This window comes from Nocardioides sp. Z21_20, from assembly GCF_059766585.1.
In genome coordinates, this window is the sequence record NZ_JCBAJX010000003.1 from 293437 (window position 1) to 315730 (window position 22294).

The window sequence follows — 22294 nt, forward strand, 5'->3', positions numbered from 1 at the left end:
GTCCGCCTCAGCCCAGAGCGGGTGTGAGGGCGGACCCGCAGACGCCGCTGCCGACGACGATCCCGATGGCCAGCCCCATCACCACGCCGGCGCCGGCCTGGCGGGTGCGGGGAACGACGAGCAGGACCAGCGCGAGCACCAGCGGGATCAGCGCGGCGGCGATGACGAGCAGGGCGAAGTTCCACGAGCGCAGGAAGCCCTCAGCCTCCGCGTTGTAGGCGATGCCCAGGCCCCCGAACACGACGATCGCGATCCACAGCCAGCTGAGCGCGAAGCCCAGCACACCCCCGGCCACCAGCGCGACGGGATGCACCGGCCTCGCGGGAGGGGGCTGGTGCGGGTGGTCCATGCTGCCTCCTGTGTGCCCAGCCGTCGCGGTCGCCCCACCCTTTCATGGCGGGGCGCTGCGCAGGCGCGGTTCACGCAGAGAGGGACGAGTCGAGCCCGGCTGGGCCCGGGGAGGTCGCGCGTCAGCTCACAGCACCAGGTAGTGCAGCAGCAGCCAGGTGGGGGCGATGGTGGCGAGCAGAGAGTCGAGACGGTCCATCAGGCCGCCGTGGCCAGGCACGATCTGGCTCATGTCCTTGACCCCGAGGTCGCGCTTGATCACCGACTCGCACAGGTCGCCCAGGGTGGCCATCACCACCACGATCAGGCCCAGGACCACGCCCACCCACCAGTCGCCGTCGAGCAGGTAGACCACCAGCAGCCAGCCGGCGACCACGCAGGCAACCGCGGAGCCGGCGAACCCCTCCCACGACTTCTTGGGCGAGATCACCGGCGCCATCGGGTGCTTGCCGAACAGGACACCGGCCACGTAGCCGCCGGTGTCGGAGGCCACGGTGACCAGGATGAACGCGACGATGCCCTTGGCGCCGTCGTCCTCGGCCAGCAGCAGGGCCACGAAGGAGCCGAGGAACGGGACGTAGACGAGGGTGAAGACCGCGGCCGAGGCATCGCGGACGTAGCCGTCGACTCCCCCGCCCAGGCGCAGCAGCATCAGCACCAGGGCGGTCACGGCGGTGGCGGTGACCAGCGCGGGGGCGCCCCAGAAGTAGGCCACCACCACCATCACCACACCGCCGAGCATCAGCGGCCGCTCGGGCAGCACGATCTGCTTGGCGCGCAGCCCCTGGTGCAGCTCCCAGATCGCCACCACGACCGCGGCGGCCACGATGAACATGAACGCCGTCTTCCAGAAGTACAGGGAGAGCGCGACGGCCCCCAGCAGGACCACCGCGGAGGTGATCGCGGCCGGCAGGTCGCGGCCGGCTCGGCCGTGGCCCGCGGGGGCCGGTTGCTGGGGTGGGGACGAGGGAGAGGAGTCGGTCATCAAGGGGTGGCTCAGACCTCGAGCAGCTCGGCTTCCTTGTGCTTGAGCATCTCGTCGATCTGATCGGTGTGCTGCTTGGTCAGCGCGTCGAGCCGCTTCTCGGCGCCCGTCACGTCGTCCTGGCCGACCTCGCCGTCCTTCTCCATCTTGTCGAGGGTCTGCTTGGCGTTGCGGCGGATGTTGCGCACCGAGACCCGGCCGTCCTCGGCCTTCGCCTTGGCGACCTTGATGTACTCCTTGCGACGCTCCTGGCTCAGCTCGGGGAACACGCAGCGCATCGTCTTGCCGTCGTTCGAGGGGTTGACGCCGAGGTCGGAGTCGCGGACGGCCCGCTCGATGGCACCCATCGCCCCCATGTCGTAGGGCGAGATCAGGATGATGCGGGCCTCGGGCGCGGTGAACGACGCGAGCTGCTGGATCGGCGTGGGCGAGCCGTAGTAGTCGACCAGGATCTTGTTGAACATGCTCGGGTGCGCACGACCGGCCCGGATCGCCGCGAACTCCTCGCGCGTCGCCTCGACGGACTTGGTCATCTTGTCGTCGGCCTCGTTGAGGACTTCCTTGATCACGGGTTCTCCTTGTGTCGTGTGGTGCGTGGGGGCGTCGACGGCTCAGTCGCGCGAGAGCGTGGTCCCGATCTTCTCACCTGTGACCGCGCGGCCGATGGTGCCCGTCTCGGAGAGGTTGAAGACGATCATGTCCATGTCATTGTCCCGGGCCAGGCTGACCGAGGTGGCGTCGGCGACCAGGAGGCCCCGGGCCAGGAACTCGTCGTAGGTCAGGGCGTCGAACTTGACCGCGCTGGGGTTCTTGTGGGGGTCGGAGTCGTAGACGCCGTCCACGCCCTGCTTGCCCATCAGGATGACCTGGCAGCCGATCTCGAGGGCCCGCTGCGCCGCCACGGTGTCGGTGGAGAAGAACGGCATGCCGGCGCCGGCGCCGAAGATCACGACCCGGCCCTTCTCGAGGTGACGGATCGCGCGCCGCGGGATGTAGGGCTCGGCGACCTGTCCCATCTCGATGGCGGTCTGGACCCGGGTCTCGACGCCGTGCTTCTCGATGAAGTCCTGCAGCGCCAGGCAGTTCATCACGGTGCCGAGCATGCCCATGTAGTCGGCGCGCGCGCGCTCCATGCCGCGCTGCTGGAGCTCGGCCCCGCGGAAGAAGTTGCCGCCACCCACCACGATCGCCACCTCGGTCCCCCCGCGGGCGACGTCGGCGACCTCACGGGCGATGTTGTTGATGACGTCCAGGTCGAGCCCGACCTTGCCACCGCCGAACACCTCGCCCGACAGCTTGAGCAGCACTCGCTTGTATGCGGTCACTGGAGATTCCCTTCGTACGGCGGTTGGCGGGCGGTTCGCGGCGGTGACCGCTCAGCGCCCGGGGTCGTCTGCACAGCGAAGGAGGCCGGCCCGACGATGACTCCGATGTTCTCGGATCATGTGGGACCGGCCTCCTCGAGCTCGGACCGCCGGCGGGCGGTCCGAGCAACCTTACTGGGTCAGGCGCCGACCTCGAAGCGCGCGAAGCGCTTCAGGGTGGTGCCGGACTCGTCGAGCACCTTCTGGACCGACTTCTTGTTCTCGGTGACCGAGGGCTGCTCGAGCAGCACGACGTCCTTGAAGAAGCCGTTGAGCCGGCCCTCGGTGATCTTCGCGATCGCCTGCTCGGGCTTGCCCTCCTCACGCGAGGTCGCCTCGGCGATCTCGCGCTCCTTGGCGACGATGTCGGCGGGGACCTCGTCGCGGGTGAGGTACTGCGGGCGCATCGCGGCGACCTGCATCGCGGCGCCGCGGGCGGCGTCCTCGTTGCCTTCGTACTCCACCAGCACGCCGACGGCGGGCGGGAGGTCGCTGGCACGCTTGTGCATGTAGACCACGACCGGGCCGTCGAAGTACGCGACGCGACCGAGCTCGATCTTCTCGCCGATCGAGACGGCCAGGTCGTGCACGGTCTCGCCGACGGTCTTGTCGCCGAGCTGGACGGCGCTGAGCGTCTCCGCGTCGCCGGCCTTGGCCTCGGCGGCCGCGTCGGCGATCCGCTGCGCGGTGGCGATGAACTCGTCACCCTTGGCCACGAAGTCGGTCTCGCAGTTCAGCTCGACCAGGGCGCCACCGGAGGTGGCGACCAGACCGGCCGACGCCTCGCGCTCGGCGGCGCGCTCGGCCATCTTCTTGCCACCCTTGATCCGCAGGATCTCGATGGCCTTGTCGAAGTCGCCCTCGGCCTCGGTGAGCGCCTTCTTGCAGTCCATCATGCCGGCGCCGGAGAGCTCACGGAGCTTCTTGACGTCAGCGGCGGAGATGTTCGCCATGGTCCTTCTTCCTGGAAGTAGTCGAAAGCGTTGCGCGGGCGCGTCAGGCCGGGGCGTCGGTGGACGTCTCGGCGGGAGCGTCGGCGGACGCCTCGGCGGGAGCGTCGACAACGGCCTCGGCGGCAGCGTCGGACTCGGCGGCCTCGGTGGACGCACCGGTCGCCTCGGAGGCGGGAGCCTCGGCGGCGGCGTCGCCACCGGTCGCCTCGACGGCGACCTTCTCGGCGTCACCGGTGAGCAGCTCGCGCTCCCACTCGGCCAGGGGCTCGGCAGCGGTGGTGCTGTCCGCGGCCTCGGCCTTGCCACCGGAGCGGGCGATGAGGCCCTCGGCGACGGCGTCGGCGACCACGCGGGTCAGCAGGCCGACCGCGCGGATGGCGTCGTCGTTGCCCGGGATCGGGAAGTCGACCACGTCGGGGTCGCAGTTGGAGTCCAGGATCGCGATGATCGGGATCCGCAGCTTGCGGGCCTCCTCGACCGCGAGGTGCTCCTTGTTGGTGTCGACGATCCAGACGGCGGACGGGGTGCGGCCCATCTCGCGGATGCCGCCGAGGGTCTTGTCGAGCTTGTCGCGCTCCCGCTTCATCTGAAGCAGTTCCTTCTTGGTGCGACCCGAGCCCGCGACGTTGTCGAAGTCGAGCTCGTCGAGCTCCTTGAGGCGGTTGATCCGCTGGTGCACGGTCTGGAAGTTGGTGAGCATGCCGCCCAGCCAGCGCTGGTTGACGTAGGGCATCCCGACGCGCGTCGCCTGCTCGGCGATGGCCTCCTGGGCCTGCTTCTTGGTGCCGACGAACATGATCGTGCCGCCCTTGGCCACCGTCTCCTTGACGAAGGCGAAGGAGCGGTCGATGTAGGCCAGCGACTGCTGCAGGTCGATGATGTAGATGCCGTTGCGCTCGGTCATGATGAAGCGCTTCATCTTCGGGTTCCAGCGACGGGTCTGGTGTCCGAAGTGGACGCCGCTCTCGAGGAGCTGGCGCATGGTCACGACTGCCATGAGGGTTTCTCTCCTGTTGTGTGGAGGCACCGCCGCTGGTGCCCGCCCTTCAGCAGGACGGACCGGTGGTGCTCTCCGGTTGTTTTCAGTTCCTGCGACCGACGGGTGCCGGTCGCCCTGACGCTCGTACGGGAACCCCACCCGGTTCCGAGCTTGCGCTCAGGGCCGAGACCGAGGGTCGCCGCCCGCGGGCGGGTCGGCGTGGAGCATGCCGGGCCGCCGCGGAGGACGTGCGTGCGAAGTCAGTCCATAGGACTGCTGGTGGCAGCGTAGTCCACGTGAGCGGGTACCCGCCAATCGCACGGGCAGCCCAGCCGGCGTGCACAGGGGCGCTCGGCCGGGCCTGTGTCCACAGCCGCCGGCAGGCCGCGGCGGCGCACCCGCGAGGGCGGGCACCGTGGGCCCATGTGCCGCTCCTGGATCCTTGTGCCGCTGTTGTTGATGCTCCTCCTGGCGGCCCCTGCCGGGGCCCGGGCCGAGGGTGAGGCGCCCGCCGAGCTGATCGGGCGGGGAGTCTGGCCGTTGCGACCCGAGCCCGAGGTCACCGGGGCGTTCCGGCCACCGCGCGACGCCTGGGGTCCGGGCCACCGCGGGGTCGACCTGGCGGGCTCGCTCGCCCAGCCGGTCGTCTCGGCACTGCCGGGCCGGGTGGCGTACGCCGGGCGGCTCGCCGGTCGTGGCGTGGTCACCGTGGACCACGGCGAGACCCGCACGACCTACGAGCCGGTGCGGGCCTCGGTCGCGGTCGGTGACGTGGTGGCGGCGGGGAGGCGGATCGGGACCCTGGAGCTGGCGGGCTCCCACTGCTTCCCGCGCGCCTGCCTGCACTGGGGCTGGATCCGCGACCGGACCTACCTCGACCCGCTGCTGCTGGTCGGCGGCCAGCCGGTGCGGCTGCTGCCGCTGTGGGGCGGCTCCCCCGTGCCCGCCGCGCCGCGGGAGAGCTCGCCACTGCCGTCGTGGCGCCTCCCGCTGCCCTACGCCGGCTGGCTGGCTCAGGCCCTGGGGTGAGCCTGCTGGTAGGCCCGGCGCAGGCGGTCGGTGGTGACGTGGGTGTAGATCTGCGTGGTGGCCAGCGAGGAGTGGCCCAGGATCTCCTGCACCGAGCGCAGGTCCGCCCCGCCCTCGAGCAGGTGGGTGGCGGCGCTGTGACGCAGGCCGTGCGGGCCGATGTCGGGCGCCCCGGGGACCTCCGCGATGCGCCGGTGCACCAGGGTGCGCACGGCGCGCTGGTCGATGCGGCGCCCGCGCACCCCGAGGAAGAGCGCGTCCCCGGATCCGTCCCCGCTCAGCTCAGGTCGCCCGCGGGAGATCCACTCATCCAGCGCGGTCGCGGCAGGCTGACCGAACGGGACGCTGCGCTCCTTGCGCCCCTTGCCCAGCACCCGCACCACGTTGCGCTCGCGGTCCACGTGGTTCACGTCGAGCCCGACGAGCTCGCCGACCCGGATGCCGGTGGCGTAGAGGAGCTCCAGCATGGCGACGTCGCGCAGGCCGGTGGGACCGGCGTCGTCAACGAGGGCGATGGCCGCCTCGAGCAGCCCGCTCGCCTCGTCGGAGCGCAGCACCGGCGGCAGGGTCCGGTGTGCCTTCGGTGAGCGCAGCGAGGAGCCGGCGTCCGTCGCGGCCCGCCCGGTGCGGGCCGCCCAGGCGGTGAACACGCGAGCGGCCGTGGCACGACGCGAGATGGTCGTGCGGGACTTGCCCGTGCTCTGCTGCAGCGCGAGCCAGCTGCGCAGCGTGCGCAGGTCGAGGTCGGAGACCTCCACCAGCCCCATCCGCGCCGCGTGGCGCAGCAGCCCGGCCACGTCGGCCATGTAGGCGCGCACCGTGTGCGGGGTGAGGTCCCGCTCGGAGGCCAGGTGCCGCTCGTAGTCCCCCAGCGCCCGGGCCATCGGCTCGGGCAGGTCCTCGTCCTCGGCCATCGGCCCAGCATAGGGCGCCGCGAGTCACCGCGCCGCGTCCGCGAGCCGCCAGCCGACCCCGGACTGCTCAACCAGCCCCAGCCTGGCCAGGGCGCCCAGGGTCGCGCGGACCTCGACCAGCCCGATGCCGGCCGTGCGGGCGATCGAGTCCACCGGCGCGCCGCTCACCACCGGCACGGCGTCGAGCGTCTGCAGCTGACGCGCGCTGAGCCGGTCCCGGGCCCGCGCCGGTGCCCGCGCCACCTCCACGAGATGCTCGCCCGCTCCCCCGACCTGCTCGAGCACCTCCTGGCCGCTGGTCACCAGCGTCGCCGCTGCGCTGCGGATCAGCTGGTGCACGCCCTGGGAGGGTGCGCTGGTGACGGGACCCGGCACACCCATCACCGGCCTGAGCAGGCGCTCCGCCCAGTTGGCGGTGTTGAGCGCGCCGCTGCGCAGCGCCGCCTCCACCACCACCGTGCCGGCGGTGAGGGCCGCGATGATCCGGTTGCGGGCCAGGAAGCGGACGCGCGTCGGGGCACAGCCCGGTGGTGCCTCCGAGACGATCGCCCCGTGCTCGCCCAGGTGCGCGAGCAGCTGGCGGTGGGCCGCCGGATAGACCCGGTCGGCGCCGCAGGCGAGCACGGCCACCGTCGGTCCCCCACCGGCCAGCGCGCCGCGGTGGGCGGCCTGGTCGATGCCGAACGCGGCCCCGGACACGACGCAGTGCCCGGCCCGCGCGACCACCGAGGCGATCTCGGCCGCCGTGTCCACCCCGTAGGTGGTGGCCGAGCGGGAGCCCACGATCGAGACCGACCGCTCGAGCTGGTCGAGCCGGATCGGGCCCCGGACCCACAGCCCGAGCGGGGGCCCGCCGCGCTGGTGCAGCGGCTCCGCGCCCAGGAGGTCCTCCAGGCGCGTGGGCCACTCAGCGTCGCCGGGGACCACGAAGCGGATGCCGAGGCGGGCGGCCTGGTCCAGCTCGCGGCGCGGATCGACTTCGGCCATCCGCGCCGCGGTGTCGCTGAGCAGGCCCCCGAGGTCGCGCTCCGCGGCCAGGTGGTCGTGCACCCGCACGGCGCCCACCTCCGCGACCAGCGCGATCAGCCGCGGGTCACCCGGCTCGGTGATCCGGTTGAGCGCCACGCGGGCCAGCCGCTCGGCGTCCGGCGCCCCGCTCATCGGGTCGCCCTCTCCAGGCTGGCCAGCGCGAGTGGGTCCCCACTGCGCAGGCACAGCGCCGTCACGAGCTCGGCGATCCCGGGTTGCTCGAGCTCCCGAAGGTCGGTGACCGTCCAGGAGAGCCGGTGCACGCGGGTGGCCCCCCGCCTGCTCAGCCGCCCGGCGTACATCTCGTCGTCGAGGCGCTCCTGCGCCTGCGGGGTCAGCGGCCACCGTTCGCGCAGCACCGGCCCGGGCGCGTGCGCGTTCAGCCGCCAGGTCCGCCCGGCGTAGCGCCGGCGCTGGCGCTCGCGCGCCCGCTCCACGCGCTCCAGCACGCAGGCCGAGGACTCCCGCTCCGCGAACGGGTCACGCGCCTCGTGCGGGCGCACCGGCAGGACGTGGCGCACGATGTCGATGCGGTCGGCGAGGGGGCCGGTGATCTTGCGCCGGTAGTCGCGCCGGCGCACCTCGGTGCAGGTGCAGCGGTTCTCGCTGGCCGTGGGGTGGAAGTCGCCGCACGGGCAGGGGTTGCACGCCAGCACGACCATGCCCCGGGCCGGGAAGGTCGCCGACTCCTCGCCGCGCGAGATCGTCACCTCCCCGCTCTCCAGCGGCTGGCGCAGCGCCTCGATGACGTCGGCGTTGAACAGCGGGAACTCGTCGAGGAACAGCACCCCGCAGTGGGCCCTGCTGACGTCGCCGGGGCGGACCCGGCCCGAGCCGCCACCGAGCAGCCCGGCCTTGCTCGCATTGTGGTGGGGGGCGAAGAACGGCGGCCGGACGATCATGTCGTCGCCCGGCTCCAGCGCACCGGCCAGCGAGTGGATGGCGGTGATCTCCAGGGACTCCTCCGGGCTCAGGTCGGGAAGGATGCCGGGGATCCGCTCCGCCAGCGTGGTCTTGCCCGCGCCCTTGGGCCCGGAGAGCAGCAGGTGGTGCCCGCCGGCGGCCGCCACCTCCACCGCGTAGCGGGCGTCGTGCATGCCGACGAGGTCGGCGAGGTCGAGCTCGCCCATCCGGTCCTGGCCGCGCCACGTCAGCAGGCGGTTGCCCGACATCGGCGCCACCGGCGCAGCCTCGGGGACCTCCGTGCCGCGCAGCTCGGCCACCACCTGCGCCAGCGAGCGCATCCCGAACACCGACATCCCCGGCACCATCGCCGCCTCCCGGGCCTGCGGCTCGGGCACGAACACCCGGGCGATCCCGCGGGCCGAGGCGGCCAGCACCATCGGCAGCACCCCGGGCACCGAGCGCAGGCCGCCGTCGAGGGTGAGCTCGCCGAGGAACACCGTCTGGGCCAGGGACGCGCGCGGCACCTCGCCCGCGGCGGCGAGGACGGAGACCGCGATCGCGAGGTCGAAGTGGGTGCCGCGCTTGGGCAGGTCGGCCGGTGAGAGCAGGATCGTCACGCGCCGGGTGACCGGCCACGGGAAGTGGCTGTTGGACACCGCCATCCGGCAGCGGTCGCGGGCCTCGTTGAGGGCCGAGTCGACGCGCCCCACGAGCGTGGTGCCGACCATGCCCGGGGAGACGTCGGACTGCACGTCGATGAGGTGTCCCAGCGCCCCCTGCAACGAGACGGTGTGGGCGGTGGCGAAGGGCATCAGCCGATCCCCCGCACGTGCTCGATCACCGAGGGCCCGCGACGCGGCCGGACGATGCCGACCATGTCGAAGCGGACCTCGACCGCCTGGAGCCGGTGCTCCTGCAGCCACCGGGCGCCCAGCCGGCGCAGCCTGCGCAGCTTGACCTCGTTGACCGCCTCCAGCGGGCCGCCGTAGTCGAGCGAGGTGCGCGTCTTGACCTCGCAGATCACCAGCACGTCGCCGTCGCGCAGGACGAGATCGATCTCGCCCGCCTCGCACGACCAGTTGCGGTCCAGCACGACCATGCCCTGCGCGCGCAGGTGCCGGGCCGCCAGCGTCTCGCCGTAGTTGCCGAGCGCGAGCCTGCGCGCCGCCGATGCCGAAAGTGTCATGTCGACCTCCTCGACCCAGCGTGGCGCCAGGACGAGGCGAACGGCGGCTGCGTGCCGGGGCCTGTGGAGGAATCCGGGCGGCTCGACCCCTGTGGACACCAGGTGGTCTCGCCGGCCGGCTGGCTACACCTTCGGCGGGTCGATCTCCGAGGGCGCGAGCTCCTCGACGTTCACGTCCTTGAACGTCAGCACCTTGACGTTCTTGGCGAACCGCGCGGGGCGGTACATGTCCCACACCCAGGCGTCGCTCATCGACACCTCGAAGAAGACGTCGCCGACCTCGGTGCGCGCCTTCACGTCCACCTGGTTGCACAGGTAGAAGCGGCGGTCGGTCTCGACGACGTACTTGAAGATCCCGACCACGTCGCGGTACTCGCGGTAGAGGTTGAGCTCCATCTCGGTCTCGTACTTCTCGAGATCCTCGGCACTCATCGCGACTCCTGGACAGAACGTATGGCGGGTGGACATGGCGCGCTCGCCGGCGCGACCGGCGGACTACCGAGCATCCCACAGTCCTCGCCCGGTTCCAGGCCCGCCGCTCGGCGCACGTTGACGAAGCGCCTGCGGTGCACCTCGCAGGGCCCGTGCTCGGTCAGCGCCGCGGTGTGCACGTCGGTGATGTAGCCCTTGTGGGTCTTGAAGTCGTACGCCGGGTACTCGACGTCGAGCTCGCACATGATCCGGTCGCGGGTGACCTTGGCGAGCACCGAGGCCGCCGCGATGCAGGCCGCGACCCGATCCCCCTTCCACACCGCCAGCCCCGGGACCCCGAGTCCGTCCACCCCGAAGCCGTCGGTCAGCACGTAGGCCGGGCGGACCTCGAGCAGGGCGACCGCCCGGCGCAGCGCCTCGATGTTGGCCACGTGCATGCCGAGACGGTCGCACTCCTGCGGCCCGATCACCACCACCGACCAGGCCACCGCCCGCTTCACGACCTCGTCGTAGCAGCGCTCCCGGGCCCGCGCGGTGAGCAGCTTGGAGTCGGCCAGCCCCGGGATGACGCCCCCCTTGCCGGGCGCCAGGATCGCCGCGCCCGCGACCAGGGGGCCCGCGCAGGCACCGCGGCCCGCCTCGTCGACGCCCGCGATCGGCTCGATGCCGACCCGGCGCAGCGCCCGCTCGTAGCCGTACAGGCCGGCGTCGCGCCGTACGGTCAGGCCCCGAGGCAGCTCACTCACGAGACCAGGTCCTCACTGGGCGTCGGGCACGTCCGCGAAGGCGTCGGGCCGGTCCAGCCAGTCCCAGTGGTCGCGCGGCCACACCAGCGCGAACACCTTGCCGACGACCAGGTCCTCGTCGATGAACTCGTCGCCGGGCACGCAGTCGCTGACCTCGTCGGGGCGCGCGCACATGTGGAAGGAGGAGTCCGCCGAGTGGTCGCGGTTGTCGCCCATCACGAAGATGTGGTCCTCCGGGACCGGCCCTGCCTTCCAGTTGCACGAGGACTTCATCGGCCCGGCGCACTGCGCGGTCGAGCCCTCCTTGGTGAAGCCGGACTCGTCGATCGCGACGCCGTTGATCTTCAGGCGGCCCTGCTTGTCGCAGCACTCGATGACGTCGCCCTCCACGCCGATCACCCGCTTCACCAGGTGTCCACCCGAGGGGTACAGCCCGATGGTGGCCATCAGCTTGGCCAACGGGTTGGTGGGACCGGCCGACTCGACGTCGTTGAGCCAGCCGCCGGGGTCCTCGAAGACCACGACGTCACCGCGCTGCGGGGTGCCGCCTGCCCAGTAGGAGGGCTTCTGCACCAGGATCCGGTCGTTCTTGACCAGCCCGGGCTCCATCGACTGCGAGGGGATGTAGAAGGCCTGCAGGAACAGCGCCTTGATCGCCACCGCGAGCACCAGCGCGGTGACCAGCAGCAGGATCGTCTCCTGCCACAGCGGCAGCGCCTTGCGCGTCGTCTTCGCAGCCGCGGGGCTGCCCGAACGCGAAGACCGCGACCCCGGCTCCTCGTCGGTCTCGACGTGGGGAGCGGGATCGCGGTCTTCGGGAGTCACGCGCAGAGCGTAGCCACAGGGCGGATGAGCCGAGGCTCAGGCCTCGCGGCGCTCCTTGATCTTCGCCTTCTTGCCGCGCAGGTTGCGCAGGTAGTACAGCTTCGCGCGACGCACGTCACCGCGGGTCACGACCTCGATCTGCTCGAAGATCGGGGAGTTCAGCGGGAAGGTGCGCTCGACGCCGACGCCGAACGAGACCTTGCGCACGGTGAAGGTGCGGCCGACGCCCGAGCCCTGGACGCGGATCACGACGCCCTGGAAGATCTGGACGCGGGCGCGGTTGCCCTCGACGACCTTGACGTGGACCTTGATGGTGTCGCCGGCGCGGAAGTCCGGGACGTCGGCGCGCTTCTGCGCGTTGCCGAGCTCGGCAATGACGTTGCTCATGTCTGCTCCTCACGGATGCCACAGGCCAACCGCGAAATCGGTTCGAACGAGAAGGCCCGGTACGGGTGGCCGGCGGCGTCGACTCCCCCTGTGGCAGGAGAACAGACGCGGACACCCCGTGCGTGATCCCGGAGCTGCCCTTCGGCCGACTGGGCCGAGGATAGAGTCTGCCACAGTCAGGGACGCCTCAGCCAATCCGGTGGGCGCCGCCGCCGCACCGCCGCGTGGGGGCACTCAGCCGCGAGCGCGCCGCTTCACCAGCCTCGGCGTCCCGGCCGGCGACCGGCCGGCGGGCCGGTAGCCGGCCCGGCGGGCGAAGCGGACGACTGCCTCGCTCCCCGCCCCGACGCACAGCTCGTACGACGTGGCGGCGGGCGCCGCGGCGTCCTCGGCGTGGCCCAGCAGGCTCCGGCCGATTCCCCGCCCCTGCAGGTCGGGCACCACGAGCAGCCGGCCGATGAGCCAGGCGGAGCCGTCCAGCCGGGCGCGGACGGCACCGACCAGCCGGCCCTCGCAGTGCAGCACCCAGGTCTGCCACTGCTCGAGGCCGCGGCGTACGTCGTCGAGGCTCTCGTGGAGTGCCGCGCGGGGCGCGTCGGGGTCGTCGAGCAGGTCCTGGACCAAGCACGCGCGCTGGAGCACCATCAGCTCCCCGGCGTCGCCGCGGGCGGCCGGGCGCAGCCACCCGGACACGTCGGCGACGCTCAGCGCCGCGGCCGGGTGCGCCAGGTCGGGGCGTCGCTCGGCGGTGCGGCGCAGCGCCTGCTCGTGGCGCCACCGCGTGATGGCGCCGTGGTTGCCGCCCATCAGCACGGCCGGCACGTCGAGCTCGCGCCAGGTGGCCGGCTTCGTGTAGACGGGGTACTCCAGCAGCCCGTCCTCGTGCGACTCCTCCAGCAGGGAGGCGGGGTTGCCCATGAACCCCGGGATCAGCCGCACCACCGCCTCGGTGATGGCCAGCGCCGCCACCTCTCCGCCGTTCAGGACGTAGTCGCCGATCGAGATCTCGCGCACCTCGGTGCGGGTGGCGGCGTGGTCGATGACGCGCTGGTCGATGCCCTCGTAGCGCCCACAGGCGAAGATCAGGTGCCGTCGCTGGGCCAGCTCGCGGGCCAGGGCCTGGGTGAGCGGCTGGCCGGAGGGGGTCGGCACCACCAGCGTCGCGTCGTCGAGCCCCAGGTCGTCCAGCGCCTCGCCCCACGGGCCCGGCTTCATCACCATGCCTGCGCCGCCGCCGTAGGGGGTGTCGTCCACGGTCCGGTGCCGGTCGTGCGCCCACTCGCGCAGGTCGTGGACCTGGATGTCCAGCAGGCCGCTGGCCCGCGCCCGCCCCGCCAGGGACAGCTCCAGCGGCGCGAGGTAGTCGGGGAAGATCGAGACGATGTCGATGCGCACTCAGTCGCCGTCCTCGTCGTCGGGGAAGGGGCTCACCAGCCCCGGTCGGTCCGCGATGACCACCCGCCGAGCGTCCAGGTCGACCTCGGGCACGAGCTGGGCGACGAACGGGACCAGAGCCTCACGACCCTCGGGCGTCCTGACCGTGAGCAGGTCCTGGGCGGCGCCGTGGGCCACGGCCGTGACCTCCCCCAGGAGGGCGCCCGAGACGTCGTGGGCGGCCAGCCCGATGAGCTGGTGGTCGTAGAACTCCTCGGGGTCCTCGGGCCGGGCATCGAGCGGCAGGTCGGCGTAGAGCACGATCCCGCGCGCGGCCTCGGCCGCGTTGCGGTCCCCGATCTCCGCGAAGGTCAGCAGCAGCACCTGCTGGTGCCACCGCGACCCGGTGACCGTCAGAGAGCGCAGCGGCGAGGCGGAGCCGGCGGGCGGCTGGGCCCTCAGCGTGGCGCCGGTCGCGAACCGCCGGGCGGGCTCGTCGGTGCGGACGTCGACGGTGACCTCGCCGCGCAGGCCGTGCGGCTTGCCGATGCGGCCCACCACGACCTCGATCGTGTCCTGATCCGACCCGGAGCGCTCCACGCAGGTTCCCTCTCTCGAAGCCGGGGCCCGCGGCCCCGGCATGAATGTGACGTGCGGGCGTCTCCCCCGTGGGACGCCGAATGGGTGCCGCCCCGGTGAGGGACGACACCCATTCTGTCGCGGACGAGCCTCAGCGGCGCCGGTCCACGTCCACGAAGTCGATCCGGGCACCGCCCCGACCGGCCAACGCGGAGATCACCGTGCGGAAGGCGGTGGCCGTCCGGCCGTTGCGGCCGATGACCTTCCCCAGGTCGTCGGGGTGCACCCGGACCTCGAGGAGCGATCCGCGGCGCAGCTGCTTGTCCTGGACCGAGACGTCGTCGGGATTGTCGACGACTCCGCGGACCAGGTGCTCGAGCGCCTCGGCGAGCATCATGCTCAGGCCTCGGTGCTCTCAGTCTCGGCAGCAGCCTCGGCGGGCTTCTCCTCGGCCTTGTCCGCCTTGTCAGCCTTGTCGGCCTTGTCCGCCTTCTTGGCGGCCGGCTTCTCAGACTTCTTGGTGACCGCGTCACCCTTGGCGGAGCTGTGGGCCTCGGCGAGCGCCTCGTTGAAGATGTCGAGCTTGTCGCGCTTCGGCTCGGCGACCTTCAGGGTGCCCTCGGTGCCGGGGAGACCCTTGAAGGTCTGCCAGTCACCGGTGATCTTGAGGATGGCGGCGACGGCCTCGCTCGGCTGCGCGCCGACGCCCAGCCAGTACTGCGCCCGCTCGGAGACGACCTCGATGTACGAGGGGTCCTCCTTGGGGTGGTACTTGCCGATCTCCTCGATCACCTTGCCGTCGCGCTTCTTGCGTGCGTCGACGACGACGATGCGGTACTGCGGCACTCGGATCTTGCCCAGGCGCTTCAAACGAATCTTGACGGCCACGTTTGTGGTGTCTCCTCGGAAATTGTGGTGGGTGAGAACTCCCGGACAGGGTGGGGACCAAGCGGTCGTCCTCCATGGGCGCTGCACTGCCGGTTGAGAGGGACCGTCAGTACAGGACTCAGCCCGTCATTGTGCCAGATGTCGCACGGCCCTCGGAAATCCCGCCCCCGGAAGCCCCACGCGGGACCGCGTTGCACGCCATCATGACGCCATGAGCACGCCTTCACCACCTCTCCCCCCGGCGGGGCCGCCCCCTCCGCCCTGGGCGCCGTTCCCCGCTCCGGCGCGCCCGGCGCGTCCGAGTGCGTGGTGGTTCGCGGTGGGCGGGGCGCTGGTGGTGGCCGGCGCGCTCTGCGGCTTGGGTCTGCTGGTCTGGACGCTGCTCGGACTCGTCCGGACCGACACCGCGGTCCCGGTCGACGGCCGGGCCCATGCCGTGAGCGTGGCCACCGACCGGGACCGGATGCTCTGGTACGACACCTCGCGTCCCCGACCCCGGTGCACGGTGACCGACGCCGCCACCGGCGAGGCCGTCGCCCTGCGCCCGCCGGGCGCGAGGATGACTCGGAGCGTCGGGTCCGCCAGCTGGCTCGCGCTGCATCGCTTCGACCCCGGTTCGGGCGAGCTCGAGGTCGCCTGCACGGAGACCGCGAGCGGACCTGGCAGGACGGAGGTCGAGATCGGGCCCGCCCCCCGGATCGCGGCGCTGCTGGGCGGCATCGCCGCCGCCGTGCTCGTCCCGCTCGTGCTGGGCGCCTCGGGACTGCTGCTGCTCGTGCTCACCGCCGTCCGCTACGCCACCGGCGAGCCTCGCCAGAAGGAGACTGCTGCGTCGTGACCTCTCAGATCGCCGCCGAGACCGCCGATGCTGTGGCCATGGCAATTGCCCCGGCCCCGTCCCCCGCGCCCGTGGCACTGGTCGTCGAGGACGACGAGGACACCGCCGATCTCCTCGACGTGGTCCTTACGCAGGCCGGGTTCTCCGTCCTTACCGCCACCAACGGCGCCGACGGCATGGCGCTGGCTCTGCTGCACCGCCCGGCCCTGGCCACCATCGACATCTCGATGCCGGGGATGGACGGGCTGGAGGCGACCCGGAGGATCCGCGAGTTCAGCGGCACCTACATCGTCATCATCAGCAGCCGCTCCGCCGAGCAGGACATCCTGGCGGGCTTCGACGCCGGGGCCGACGACTACGTCCCCAAGCCGATCCGGCCCCGGGAGCTGCAGGCCCGGCTGGCCGCGGTCGCCCGGCGCCCGGTCGCCGAGGTGTCCGCCGAGCCCGCCGAGCCCGCTGCGACGGCCTGGGCCGTGGCCGAGGAGGACCCCGAGCGCTCGGCGTACCACCAGCAGGTGCGCGCGGGTGCGCGACCCGACAGCGTCGCGCCCTGCGACCCCGCGCCGGAGGCCTCCGGCGACGAGGCGGATCCAGACGAGGACGAGCAGGGCGAGGACGGGCGCAACGGGATGCTCGGGCTCGGGATGCGCTTCGTCGGCAGCTGGGTGGAGTTCAACGGCCTGCGGATCAACCCCGCCCGCGCCCTGGTGGTCGTCGACGACCGCCTCGTCGACCTCAACTCCCGGCAGTTCGACCTGCTCCAGCTGATGCTCTACTCGGGGACCCGCACCCGCACGGCCCGTTACCTCGCGCTGCAGCTGCGCGGCGAGACCGAGGCCAACTCCCGCACCCAGCCCTTCCACGACCGCGACTGGATCGACGCGATGATGGAGAACCTGCTGAACCGGATCGGCGAGCAGCCGGAGGCGCCGCGCTGGGTCGAGGTCCGGCCGCGGTCCCGCTACCGGCTGGTCCAGCCGGCCCCGCCGGCCCCGCCGGAGGAGTCCCCCACGGCGGCTCCCGAACCGGGCTAGGCCACCACCCGGCCGCGCAGGATCACCCGGCTCGGCGAGTAGAGCACGCTCGGATCCGCGACGGGGTCGCGCTCGAGCACGACGAGGTCGGCCGGGGCCCCCTCCGCGAGGGTGGCCTCGAAGCCGAGCCACTCGCGGGCCCGCCATGACGCCGCGGCGACGACGTCCGCGGCGGGCAGGCCCAGCTCGACCATCGCCAGCACCTCGCCGGCCAGGTGACCGTGCCGGGACGGGCCGCCCCCGTCGCTGCCCACGTACAGCGCCACGCCCGCCTCCCAGGCGCTCATCAGCACCTCGCGGCGCTGCGCGTAGAGCTCCTCCATGGTCGCGGCGTAGGCCGGGAACCGCTCGGCCCCGGCCTCGGCGAAGCCCGGGAACTTCGCGGTCTGCATCACCGTCGGCACCAGCGCGACCCCGGCGGAGGCCATCCGCTCCACCTGGTCGAGCCCGAGGCCGGTGCCGTGCTCGATGCAGTCGATGCCCGCGTCGAGGAGCCCCGGGAGGACGTCTCGACCGAAGCAGTGCGCGGTCACCCGGGCCCCCTCGGCGTGCGCGGCCGCGATCGCCGCGGCGAAGGCCTCGGCCGGGAACGACGGAGCCAGGTCGCCCTCCTCGCGCGAGATCCAGTCGCCCACCAGCTTGACCCAGCCGTCGCCGGCACGGGCCTGCTCGGCCGCCCGGGCGGGGAGCTCCTCGGGCTCGATCTCGAGGCCGTAGTTGCGGATGTAGCGCCGGGTCCGGGCCAGGTGGCGCCCGGCGCGCACCAGCCGCGGCAGGTCGTCGCGTTCGTGCACCCAGCGGGTGTCGGCGGGCGAGCCGCAGTCGCGCAGCAGCAGCGCGCCGGCGTCGCGGTCGGCCAGCGCCTGACGCTCGACCTCGTCGTCGTCGACCGCTCCCCCGTCGTCGAGGCCCAGGTGGTTGTGGGCGTCGACGAGGCCGGGCAGCACCCAGCCCCGGGCGACGGTCTCCGCACCGGCCTGCGGCTCGTAGGTGACCCGCCCGTCGACGACGTAGAGGTCGCGGACCTCGCCGTCGGGCAGGACCGGACCGTGGACGCGGAGGACGGGAGCGCTCATGCCCGGGGAGGCTACCGCTCAGAGACGGTCGAGCAACCAGGACGGGGCCAGCGCCATCGCTCCGAGGCCCTGGACGCGGGCCTGCAGCATCCGGTCGGCGGTGACGACGGTGACCCGGTCACCGCGCTCGGCGGCCTCCTTGGCCTGCGCCACGATGGTCGCGTCGCCGTCCCGGGGCGCGTGCACGGTCCGGACGTGGCCGTCCCGGCCTGCAGGCACGCCGCCCTTCGCGGCGCCCTCCAGGACCAGCACCACGACGTCGTGGGGCGTGGAGGCGACCAGCAGCCCCTCGTGCAGGCGGCGGGCGGCTCCGGCACGGTCGCGCCACCAGCCGTCGGGACGGCTGCCCACGACGTTGGCGCCGTCGACGACCAGGACGGTGGCCACTACCGGCTCACTTCAAGACGGGTCACTTCAGGAACTTGGAGAAGTCCTTGGGCAGGTCGAGCGCCGCGGCGGCCTTCTCGTAGTCGACCTCCTCGCCGGCCGGGAGGCCGAAGGGGTTCGGCGCCTCGGCCGCCTTGGTCTGGGCGGCCTTCTTGGCCTCCGCGGCCTTGGCCGGGTTGCCGGAGATCCGCTTGCCCTTGGCCTTCTTGGGCGCCGACTTGGCCTTGCCCTTCTTCGGGCCGCCCATCCCGGGCATGCCCGGCATACCCGGCATGCCGGGCATCCCGCCGCCGCGCGCCATCTGCATCATCATCTTGCGCGCCTCGAAGAAGCGGTCGACCAGGCCGTTGACGTCGGAGACCTGCCGGCCCGAGCCCTTGGCGATCCGGGCCCGTCGCGACCCGTCGATCATCTTGGGGTTGGCCCGCTCGGCCGGGGTCATCGACTGGATGATCGCCTGGATCCGGTCGATCTCGCGCTCGTCGAAGTTCTCGAGCTGCTCACGGAACTGCCCCATCCCGGGCAGCATCCCCATGATCTTCGACAGCGAGCCGAGCTTGCGGACCTGCTGCATCTGCTCGAGGAAGTCGTCGAGGGTGAACTCACCCTGGCCGCTCAGCTTCGCGGCGGCCTTCATCGCCTGCTCCTGGTCGAAGGCCTTCTCGGCCTGCTCGATCAGGGTCATCATGTCGCCCATGTCCAGGATGCGCGAGGCCATCCGGTCCGGGTGGAAGAGGTCGAAGTCGGTCATCTTCTCGCCGTTGGAGGCGAACATGACCGGCTTGCCGGTGATCGAGGCGATGGACAGCGCGGCGCCACCGCGGGCGTCACCGTCCAGCTTGGTCAGCACGACCCCGTCGTAGCCGACGCCCTGGAGGAAGGCGAGCGCCGTGTTGACGGCGTCCTGGCCGATCATCGCGTCGACGACGTAGAGGACCTCGTCGGGGCGCACCGCGTCGCGGATGTCGGCGGCCTGCTGCATCAGCTCGGCGTCGACGCCCAGACGACCCGCGGTGTCGACGATCACCACGTCGTGCAGACGACGCTTGGCCTCCTCGATCGAGGAGCGCGCCACCGACACCGGGTCACCGACGCCGTTGCCGGGCTCGGGAGCGAAGACGGGCACGCCGACCCGCTCGCCGTTGACCTGGAGCTGGTTGACCGCGTTGGGGCGCTGGAGGTCGCAGGCGACCAGCAGCGGCGTCTTGCCCTGCTCCTTGAGCCACAGCGCCAGCTTCGCGGCGAGCGTGGTCTTGCCCGCGCCCTGCAGGCCGGCCAGCATGATCACGGTCGGCCCGGTCTTGGCGTAGCGCAGGCGCCGCGTCTCGCCGCCGAGGATCGTGACGAGCTCCTCGTTGACGATCTTGACGATCTGCTGCGCGGGGTTCAGCGCACCGCTGACCTCCTCGCCGCGGGCCCGCTCCTTGACCGCGCCCACGAACTCCTTGACCACGGGCAGCGCCACGTCGGCCTCGAGCAGGGCGATGCGGATCTCACGCGCGGTGGCGTCGATGTCGGCCTCGGAGAGCCGGCCCTTCCCCCGAAGGTTCTTGAAGGTGTCGGCGAGCCGGTCGGACAGAGTTGCGAACAAGGCGGGTATCCCCTGTGGTCAGCGGTGTGGAGCGACGTCGAGCGGTCGGCGACCACCTTGTGCGGTGAGGGTCGCCAGAGGCAAGACTAGCCGCCGCCGGCCCCCGGGTCCGACTCGCCCGAGAGCGCCGCGCGTACGGCGTGGGCCGCGGCGGCCGCTCGGTCGTCGGCCAGCGCGCCGGCACCGCTCTCCTGGAGGTAGAACACGTCGACCGCCTGCGGCCCCAGCGTGTCGACGTGGGCCGAGCGCACGGCGATGTCCAGCTCCGCGAGCGCGGAGCAGACCAGGAACATCACGCCGGGGCGGTCGGTGGCCCGGACCTCCAGCACCGTCGCGAGACGGGAGGCCTCGGGCCGCACGGCCACCGTCGGGTCCAGCGTCTCAGGACCGGACGGTCGCAGCCTGGCCCGAGGGTCCACCCGACCCTCCGCGACCGCCTCGAAGCGCTGGCGCAGCACGGTGGCGTCGAGGTGCTGGTCGGGGACCTCCCACACCGACACGCCGTACTGGTCCTGCGCCCAGGCGCGCGCCGCCCGGACGTGGGTGCGCTGCAGGGCGAGCATGGCCGCGGCGTCGGCCAGCAGGCCCACCCGGTCGTGCGCGACCACGACCACCCGAGCTCCGTCTGCCAGCGGCTGGACCGTCACCCCCACCGCACCGGGGTCTCGACGCACCTCGTCGGGGATCGGCACCTCCTCGTCGGCGACGCGGGGCACCGAGGCTCCCGCGGCGCGCGCGACGAGCGCGGCCAGCGTGCGCTGGGCCAGCCTGCGCACCAGTCCGGCGCGCCACGCCGACCAGGCCTGGGGCGAGGCCGCCCGGGCGTCGGCCTCGGTCAGCGCGACCAGCAGGGAGAGGGTCTCGGCCGAGGTGATCCGCTGGGCGACGTGCTCGACGGTCGCCGGGTCGTCGGGGTCGCGCGTGGTGGCCGTCTCGGAGAGCAGCAGGTGCCAGCGCACCAGCGTCGCGATCACCTCGACGGTGTCCGCGGCGAAGCCCATCCGGGTTGCCGCCTGCCGCGCGATCGGCTCTCCGGCGACGCTGTGCTCGTTGCGGCCGCCCTTGCCGATGTCGTGCAGCAAGGCGGCCACCAGGAGCACGTCGGGCCGCGCCACGTCGCGGATCAGCGAGGAGGCCTCCACGCAGGTCTCCACCACGTGGCGGTCGACGGTGAAGCGGTGGATGGTCGAGGCGTGTGGCAGCAGCCGGATCCGCTCCCACTCCGGCAGGATCCGCGCCAGCGCGCCGGTCTCCTCCAGCGTCCCCCAGACCGCCAGGAGCCCAGGTCCGGAGGCGAGCAGGCGCACCAGCAGTCTCCTCGCCTCGGCGGGCCACGGCTCGGGCAGGTCGGGGCACTCGCGGACCAGCCGGGCGGCCGTGGTCGGGGACAGCGCGACGTCGCGTTCGGCCGCCTCGGCCGCCGCGCGCAGCAGCAGCAGCGGGTCTCCGGCCGGGGCGACCCGTCCGTCCAGGACGACCTCCCCGCGGGAGAGGGCGACCCCGGTGGCCAGGGGCACGAGCTCGGGGCGGCGCGCTCCGCGCACGGAGGCCGGGCGGGCCAGCACCGCCTGCACCCGGCTCCAGGTGAGCTGGGACAGGTGAGTCACCCGGCGCCCGGCCTCACGGACCCGGCGCTGCACCTCCCCGGCGTCCGCCAGGCCCAGGTCGGCGGCCAGATCACCCCACATCTCGGGTCCGATCCGGTCGGTGGAGCGCCCGGCGTGGGCGTGCAGCACGTCGCGCACGTCGAGCAGGGTGCGCCGTCCTCGCTCGACCTCGGCGTGCGGCACGTCCACCAGCCAGGTGGCGACCAGCCCCTTGAGCACGCAGGCGTCGCGCAGCCCGCCCTCGGCCTCCTTCAGGTCCGGCACGGAGACGTGGGCCAGCTCGCCGAGCAGCCGGTGCCGGGCCTGGACCAGGGCGTGCAGCTCGGGCATCCGCTCCCGGGCGTCGCGACGCCACTGGGCGAGCATCGTGGTGCGCAGGCGCAGGGTGAGGTTCGGGTCGCCGGCGAGGTGGCGCAGGTCGAGCAGCCCCAGCGCGACCTTCAGGTCGTCGGCGGCGGTGCTGACCATCTCGCTCACCGAGCGCACCGAGTGGTCCAGGCGGGCCCCGGAGTCCCAGATCGGGTACCAGAGCTTCTCCGCCAGTCCCCCGGGGTCGACGTCGTCGTCATGGACCAGGACCACATCGAGGTCGGAGTACGGCGCGAGCTCCCCGCGCCCGTAGCCCCCGACCGCCACCAGGGCCACCCGCTCCTCCGGGCCGCAGCTCTCGCGGTAGGCCCGCAGGCACAGGTCGTCGGCCTGCTGGGTGCGCGCGGAGCGCTGCGCGGCGGTCATCGGGTGCCCCGTCCGGCGTCGGGCTCGCGTCCCGAGATGGTCACGGGCTGGTCCTTTCCACAGGGACCGGGACGCGGGCCGGCCCCGGCTGTCGGTGACAGC

At 72.7% G+C, this 22294-nt stretch carries 25 protein-coding genes; 3 read left to right on the plus strand and 22 right to left on the minus strand.

The genetic code is table 11. From position 1 onward, the window contains the following. Positions 1-7: 7 nt before the first annotated feature. The 6 genes from AC6EH9_RS07915 to rpsB all read right to left on the minus strand — a co-directional run bounded on the left by AC6EH9_RS07915 (position 8) and on the right by rpsB (position 4647). The gene (locus AC6EH9_RS07915; RefSeq protein ID WP_498421988.1) at positions 8-349 is read right to left on the minus strand and encodes a hypothetical protein; all 342 of its coding nucleotides are present in this window, start codon (positions 347-349) and stop codon (positions 8-10) included. 126 nt (positions 350-475) lie between these two features. Beyond that, positions 476-1333 carry a phosphatidate cytidylyltransferase gene (locus tag AC6EH9_RS07920; protein ID WP_498421990.1) on the minus strand — a complete coding sequence of 286 codons (858 nt, stop codon included), beginning with the start codon at positions 1331-1333 and terminating at the stop codon, positions 476-478. 11 nt (positions 1334-1344) lie between these two features. Further along, positions 1345-1899 carry a ribosome recycling factor gene (gene frr, locus AC6EH9_RS07925; RefSeq protein ID WP_498422268.1) on the minus strand — a complete coding sequence of 185 codons (555 nt, stop codon included), beginning with the start codon at positions 1897-1899 and terminating at the stop codon, positions 1345-1347. A 45-nt stretch (positions 1900-1944) separates the two neighbouring features. Then, the gene (gene pyrH, locus AC6EH9_RS07930) at positions 1945-2658 is read right to left on the minus strand and encodes a UMP kinase (protein WP_498421992.1); all 714 of its coding nucleotides are present in this window, start codon (positions 2656-2658) and stop codon (positions 1945-1947) included. A gap of 179 nt (positions 2659-2837) precedes the next feature. Next, positions 2838-3650, minus strand: a complete 813-nt coding sequence (tsf, locus tag AC6EH9_RS07935; RefSeq protein ID WP_498421993.1) for a translation elongation factor Ts — start codon at positions 3648-3650, stop codon at positions 2838-2840. 43 nt (positions 3651-3693) lie between these two features. Further along, entirely contained in the window at positions 3694-4647 is a 954-nt protein-coding gene (gene rpsB / locus AC6EH9_RS07940) for a 30S ribosomal protein S2 (protein ID WP_498421995.1), read from the minus strand. Positions 4648-5052: 405 nt separating this feature from the next. Here rpsB and AC6EH9_RS07945 point away from each other — a divergent pair, with 405 nt between their 5' ends. Then, positions 5053-5658, plus strand: coding sequence for a M23 family metallopeptidase (locus tag AC6EH9_RS07945; RefSeq protein WP_498421997.1), 606 nt, complete (start codon positions 5053-5055; stop codon positions 5656-5658). Here the strand turns inward: AC6EH9_RS07945 and AC6EH9_RS07950 are convergent. The 12 genes from AC6EH9_RS07950 to rpsP form a co-directional block, all read right to left on the minus strand. Continuing rightward, positions 5643-6572: a tyrosine recombinase XerC gene (locus AC6EH9_RS07950; protein WP_498421999.1), complete on the minus strand. Its 930-nt coding sequence runs from the start codon at positions 6570-6572 to the stop codon at positions 5643-5645. The two genes, AC6EH9_RS07945 and AC6EH9_RS07950, sit on opposite strands and share 16 nt — an antisense overlap. 24 nt (positions 6573-6596) lie before the next feature. Then, on the minus strand, positions 6597-7733 hold the full coding sequence (gene dprA / locus AC6EH9_RS07955) for a DNA-processing protein DprA (RefSeq protein ID WP_498422001.1): 1137 nt from the start codon (positions 7731-7733) through the stop codon (positions 6597-6599). Next, entirely contained in the window at positions 7730-9319 is a 1590-nt protein-coding gene (locus AC6EH9_RS07960; protein WP_498422003.1) for a YifB family Mg chelatase-like AAA ATPase, read from the minus strand. Before AC6EH9_RS07960 ends, dprA begins: the two co-directional genes overlap by 4 nt. Next, on the minus strand, positions 9319-9693 hold the full coding sequence (locus tag AC6EH9_RS07965) for a YraN family protein (protein WP_498422004.1): 375 nt from the start codon (positions 9691-9693) through the stop codon (positions 9319-9321). The genes AC6EH9_RS07960 and AC6EH9_RS07965 overlap by 1 nt, the downstream gene beginning before the upstream one ends. 123 nt (positions 9694-9816) lie before the next feature. Next, entirely contained in the window at positions 9817-10125 is a 309-nt protein-coding gene (locus tag AC6EH9_RS07970; protein WP_460798039.1) for a DUF2469 domain-containing protein, read from the minus strand. Continuing rightward, positions 10122-10871 (minus strand): ribonuclease HII, encoded by a 750-nt coding sequence (locus tag AC6EH9_RS07975; protein WP_498422006.1) that lies wholly within the window; start codon positions 10869-10871, stop codon positions 10122-10124. Before AC6EH9_RS07975 ends, AC6EH9_RS07970 begins: the two co-directional genes overlap by 4 nt. 12 nt (positions 10872-10883) lie before the next feature. After that, positions 10884-11696, minus strand: a complete 813-nt coding sequence (gene lepB, locus AC6EH9_RS07980) for a signal peptidase I (protein WP_498422008.1) — start codon at positions 11694-11696, stop codon at positions 10884-10886. A 36-nt stretch (positions 11697-11732) separates the two neighbouring features. Then, positions 11733-12083, minus strand: coding sequence for a 50S ribosomal protein L19 (gene rplS / locus AC6EH9_RS07985; protein WP_498422009.1), 351 nt, complete (start codon positions 12081-12083; stop codon positions 11733-11735). A gap of 234 nt (positions 12084-12317) precedes the next feature. Beyond that, entirely contained in the window at positions 12318-13478 is a 1161-nt protein-coding gene (gene trmD, locus AC6EH9_RS07990) for a tRNA (guanosine(37)-N1)-methyltransferase TrmD (RefSeq protein ID WP_498422011.1), read from the minus strand. Then, positions 13479-14057 (minus strand): ribosome maturation factor RimM, encoded by a 579-nt coding sequence (gene rimM / locus AC6EH9_RS07995; protein WP_498422014.1) that lies wholly within the window; start codon positions 14055-14057, stop codon positions 13479-13481. A gap of 130 nt (positions 14058-14187) precedes the next feature. Next, positions 14188-14430: an RNA-binding protein gene (locus AC6EH9_RS08000; protein ID WP_498422269.1), complete on the minus strand. Its 243-nt coding sequence runs from the start codon at positions 14428-14430 to the stop codon at positions 14188-14190. Between the two features lie 5 nt (positions 14431-14435). Further along, on the minus strand, positions 14436-14924 hold the full coding sequence (gene rpsP, locus AC6EH9_RS08005) for a 30S ribosomal protein S16 (protein WP_498422016.1): 489 nt from the start codon (positions 14922-14924) through the stop codon (positions 14436-14438). Positions 14925-15135: 211 nt separating this feature from the next. Here rpsP and AC6EH9_RS08010 point away from each other — a divergent pair, with 211 nt between their 5' ends. Both AC6EH9_RS08010 and AC6EH9_RS08015 read left to right on the plus strand, forming a co-directional pair. After that, a complete protein-coding gene (locus AC6EH9_RS08010) occupies positions 15136-15762 on the plus strand; it encodes a hypothetical protein (RefSeq protein WP_498422018.1) in 627 nt (208 codons plus the stop codon). Then, positions 15759-16796 carry a response regulator gene (locus tag AC6EH9_RS08015; protein ID WP_498422021.1) on the plus strand — a complete coding sequence of 346 codons (1038 nt, stop codon included), beginning with the start codon at positions 15759-15761 and terminating at the stop codon, positions 16794-16796. Before AC6EH9_RS08010 ends, AC6EH9_RS08015 begins: the two co-directional genes overlap by 4 nt. Here AC6EH9_RS08015 and AC6EH9_RS08020 read toward each other — a convergent pair. The 4 genes from AC6EH9_RS08020 to AC6EH9_RS08035 all read right to left on the minus strand — a co-directional run bounded on the left by AC6EH9_RS08020 (position 16793) and on the right by AC6EH9_RS08035 (position 22192). Beyond that, a complete protein-coding gene (locus tag AC6EH9_RS08020; RefSeq protein ID WP_498422024.1) occupies positions 16793-17872 on the minus strand; it encodes an amidohydrolase family protein in 1080 nt (359 codons plus the stop codon). The two genes, AC6EH9_RS08015 and AC6EH9_RS08020, sit on opposite strands and share 4 nt — an antisense overlap. Before the next feature lie 18 nt (positions 17873-17890). Continuing rightward, complete coding sequence (locus AC6EH9_RS08025; protein WP_498422027.1) at positions 17891-18259, minus strand: hypothetical protein; 369 nt, start codon at positions 18257-18259, stop codon at positions 17891-17893. A 22-nt stretch (positions 18260-18281) separates the two neighbouring features. Then, positions 18282-19850: a signal recognition particle protein gene (gene ffh / locus AC6EH9_RS08030; protein ID WP_498422030.1), complete on the minus strand. Its 1569-nt coding sequence runs from the start codon at positions 19848-19850 to the stop codon at positions 18282-18284. 86 nt (positions 19851-19936) lie between these two features. After that, the gene (locus tag AC6EH9_RS08035) at positions 19937-22192 is read right to left on the minus strand and encodes a [protein-PII] uridylyltransferase (protein WP_498422032.1); all 2256 of its coding nucleotides are present in this window, start codon (positions 22190-22192) and stop codon (positions 19937-19939) included. Between the last annotated feature and the right edge of the window lie 102 nt (positions 22193-22294).

Excerpts from the sequence above, each read along its gene's own strand:
- AC6EH9_RS07915 (WP_498421988.1), bottom strand. The coding sequence starts at position 349 with ATGGACCACCCGCACCAGCCCCCTCCCGCGAGGCCGGTGCATCCCGTC.
- AC6EH9_RS07920 (WP_498421990.1), bottom strand. The coding sequence starts at position 1,333 with ATGACCGACTCCTCTCCCTCGTCCCCACCCCAGCAACCGGCCCCCGCG.
- tsf (WP_498421993.1), bottom strand. The coding sequence starts at position 3,650 with ATGGCGAACATCTCCGCCGCTGACGTCAAGAAGCTCCGTGAGCTCTCC.
- rpsB (WP_498421995.1), bottom strand. The coding sequence starts at position 4,647 with ATGGCAGTCGTGACCATGCGCCAGCTCCTCGAGAGCGGCGTCCACTTC.
- AC6EH9_RS07945 (WP_498421997.1), top strand. The coding sequence starts at position 5,053 with ATGTGCCGCTCCTGGATCCTTGTGCCGCTGTTGTTGATGCTCCTCCTG.
- AC6EH9_RS07950 (WP_498421999.1), bottom strand. The coding sequence starts at position 6,572 with ATGGCCGAGGACGAGGACCTGCCCGAGCCGATGGCCCGGGCGCTGGGG.
- dprA (WP_498422001.1), bottom strand. The coding sequence starts at position 7,733 with ATGAGCGGGGCGCCGGACGCCGAGCGGCTGGCCCGCGTGGCGCTCAAC.
- AC6EH9_RS07960 (WP_498422003.1), bottom strand. The coding sequence starts at position 9,319 with ATGCCCTTCGCCACCGCCCACACCGTCTCGTTGCAGGGGGCGCTGGGA.
- AC6EH9_RS07965 (WP_498422004.1), bottom strand. The coding sequence starts at position 9,693 with ATGACACTTTCGGCATCGGCGGCGCGCAGGCTCGCGCTCGGCAACTAC.
- AC6EH9_RS07970 (WP_460798039.1), bottom strand. The coding sequence starts at position 10,125 with ATGAGTGCCGAGGATCTCGAGAAGTACGAGACCGAGATGGAGCTCAAC.
- rplS (WP_498422009.1), bottom strand. The coding sequence starts at position 12,083 with ATGAGCAACGTCATTGCCGAGCTCGGCAACGCGCAGAAGCGCGCCGAC.
- AC6EH9_RS08000 (WP_498422269.1), bottom strand. The coding sequence starts at position 14,430 with ATGCTCGCCGAGGCGCTCGAGCACCTGGTCCGCGGAGTCGTCGACAAT.
- AC6EH9_RS08010 (WP_498422018.1), top strand. The coding sequence starts at position 15,136 with ATGAGCACGCCTTCACCACCTCTCCCCCCGGCGGGGCCGCCCCCTCCG.
- AC6EH9_RS08020 (WP_498422024.1), bottom strand. The coding sequence starts at position 17,872 with ATGAGCGCTCCCGTCCTCCGCGTCCACGGTCCGGTCCTGCCCGACGGC.
- AC6EH9_RS08035 (WP_498422032.1), bottom strand. The coding sequence starts at position 22,192 with ATGACCGCCGCGCAGCGCTCCGCGCGCACCCAGCAGGCCGACGACCTG.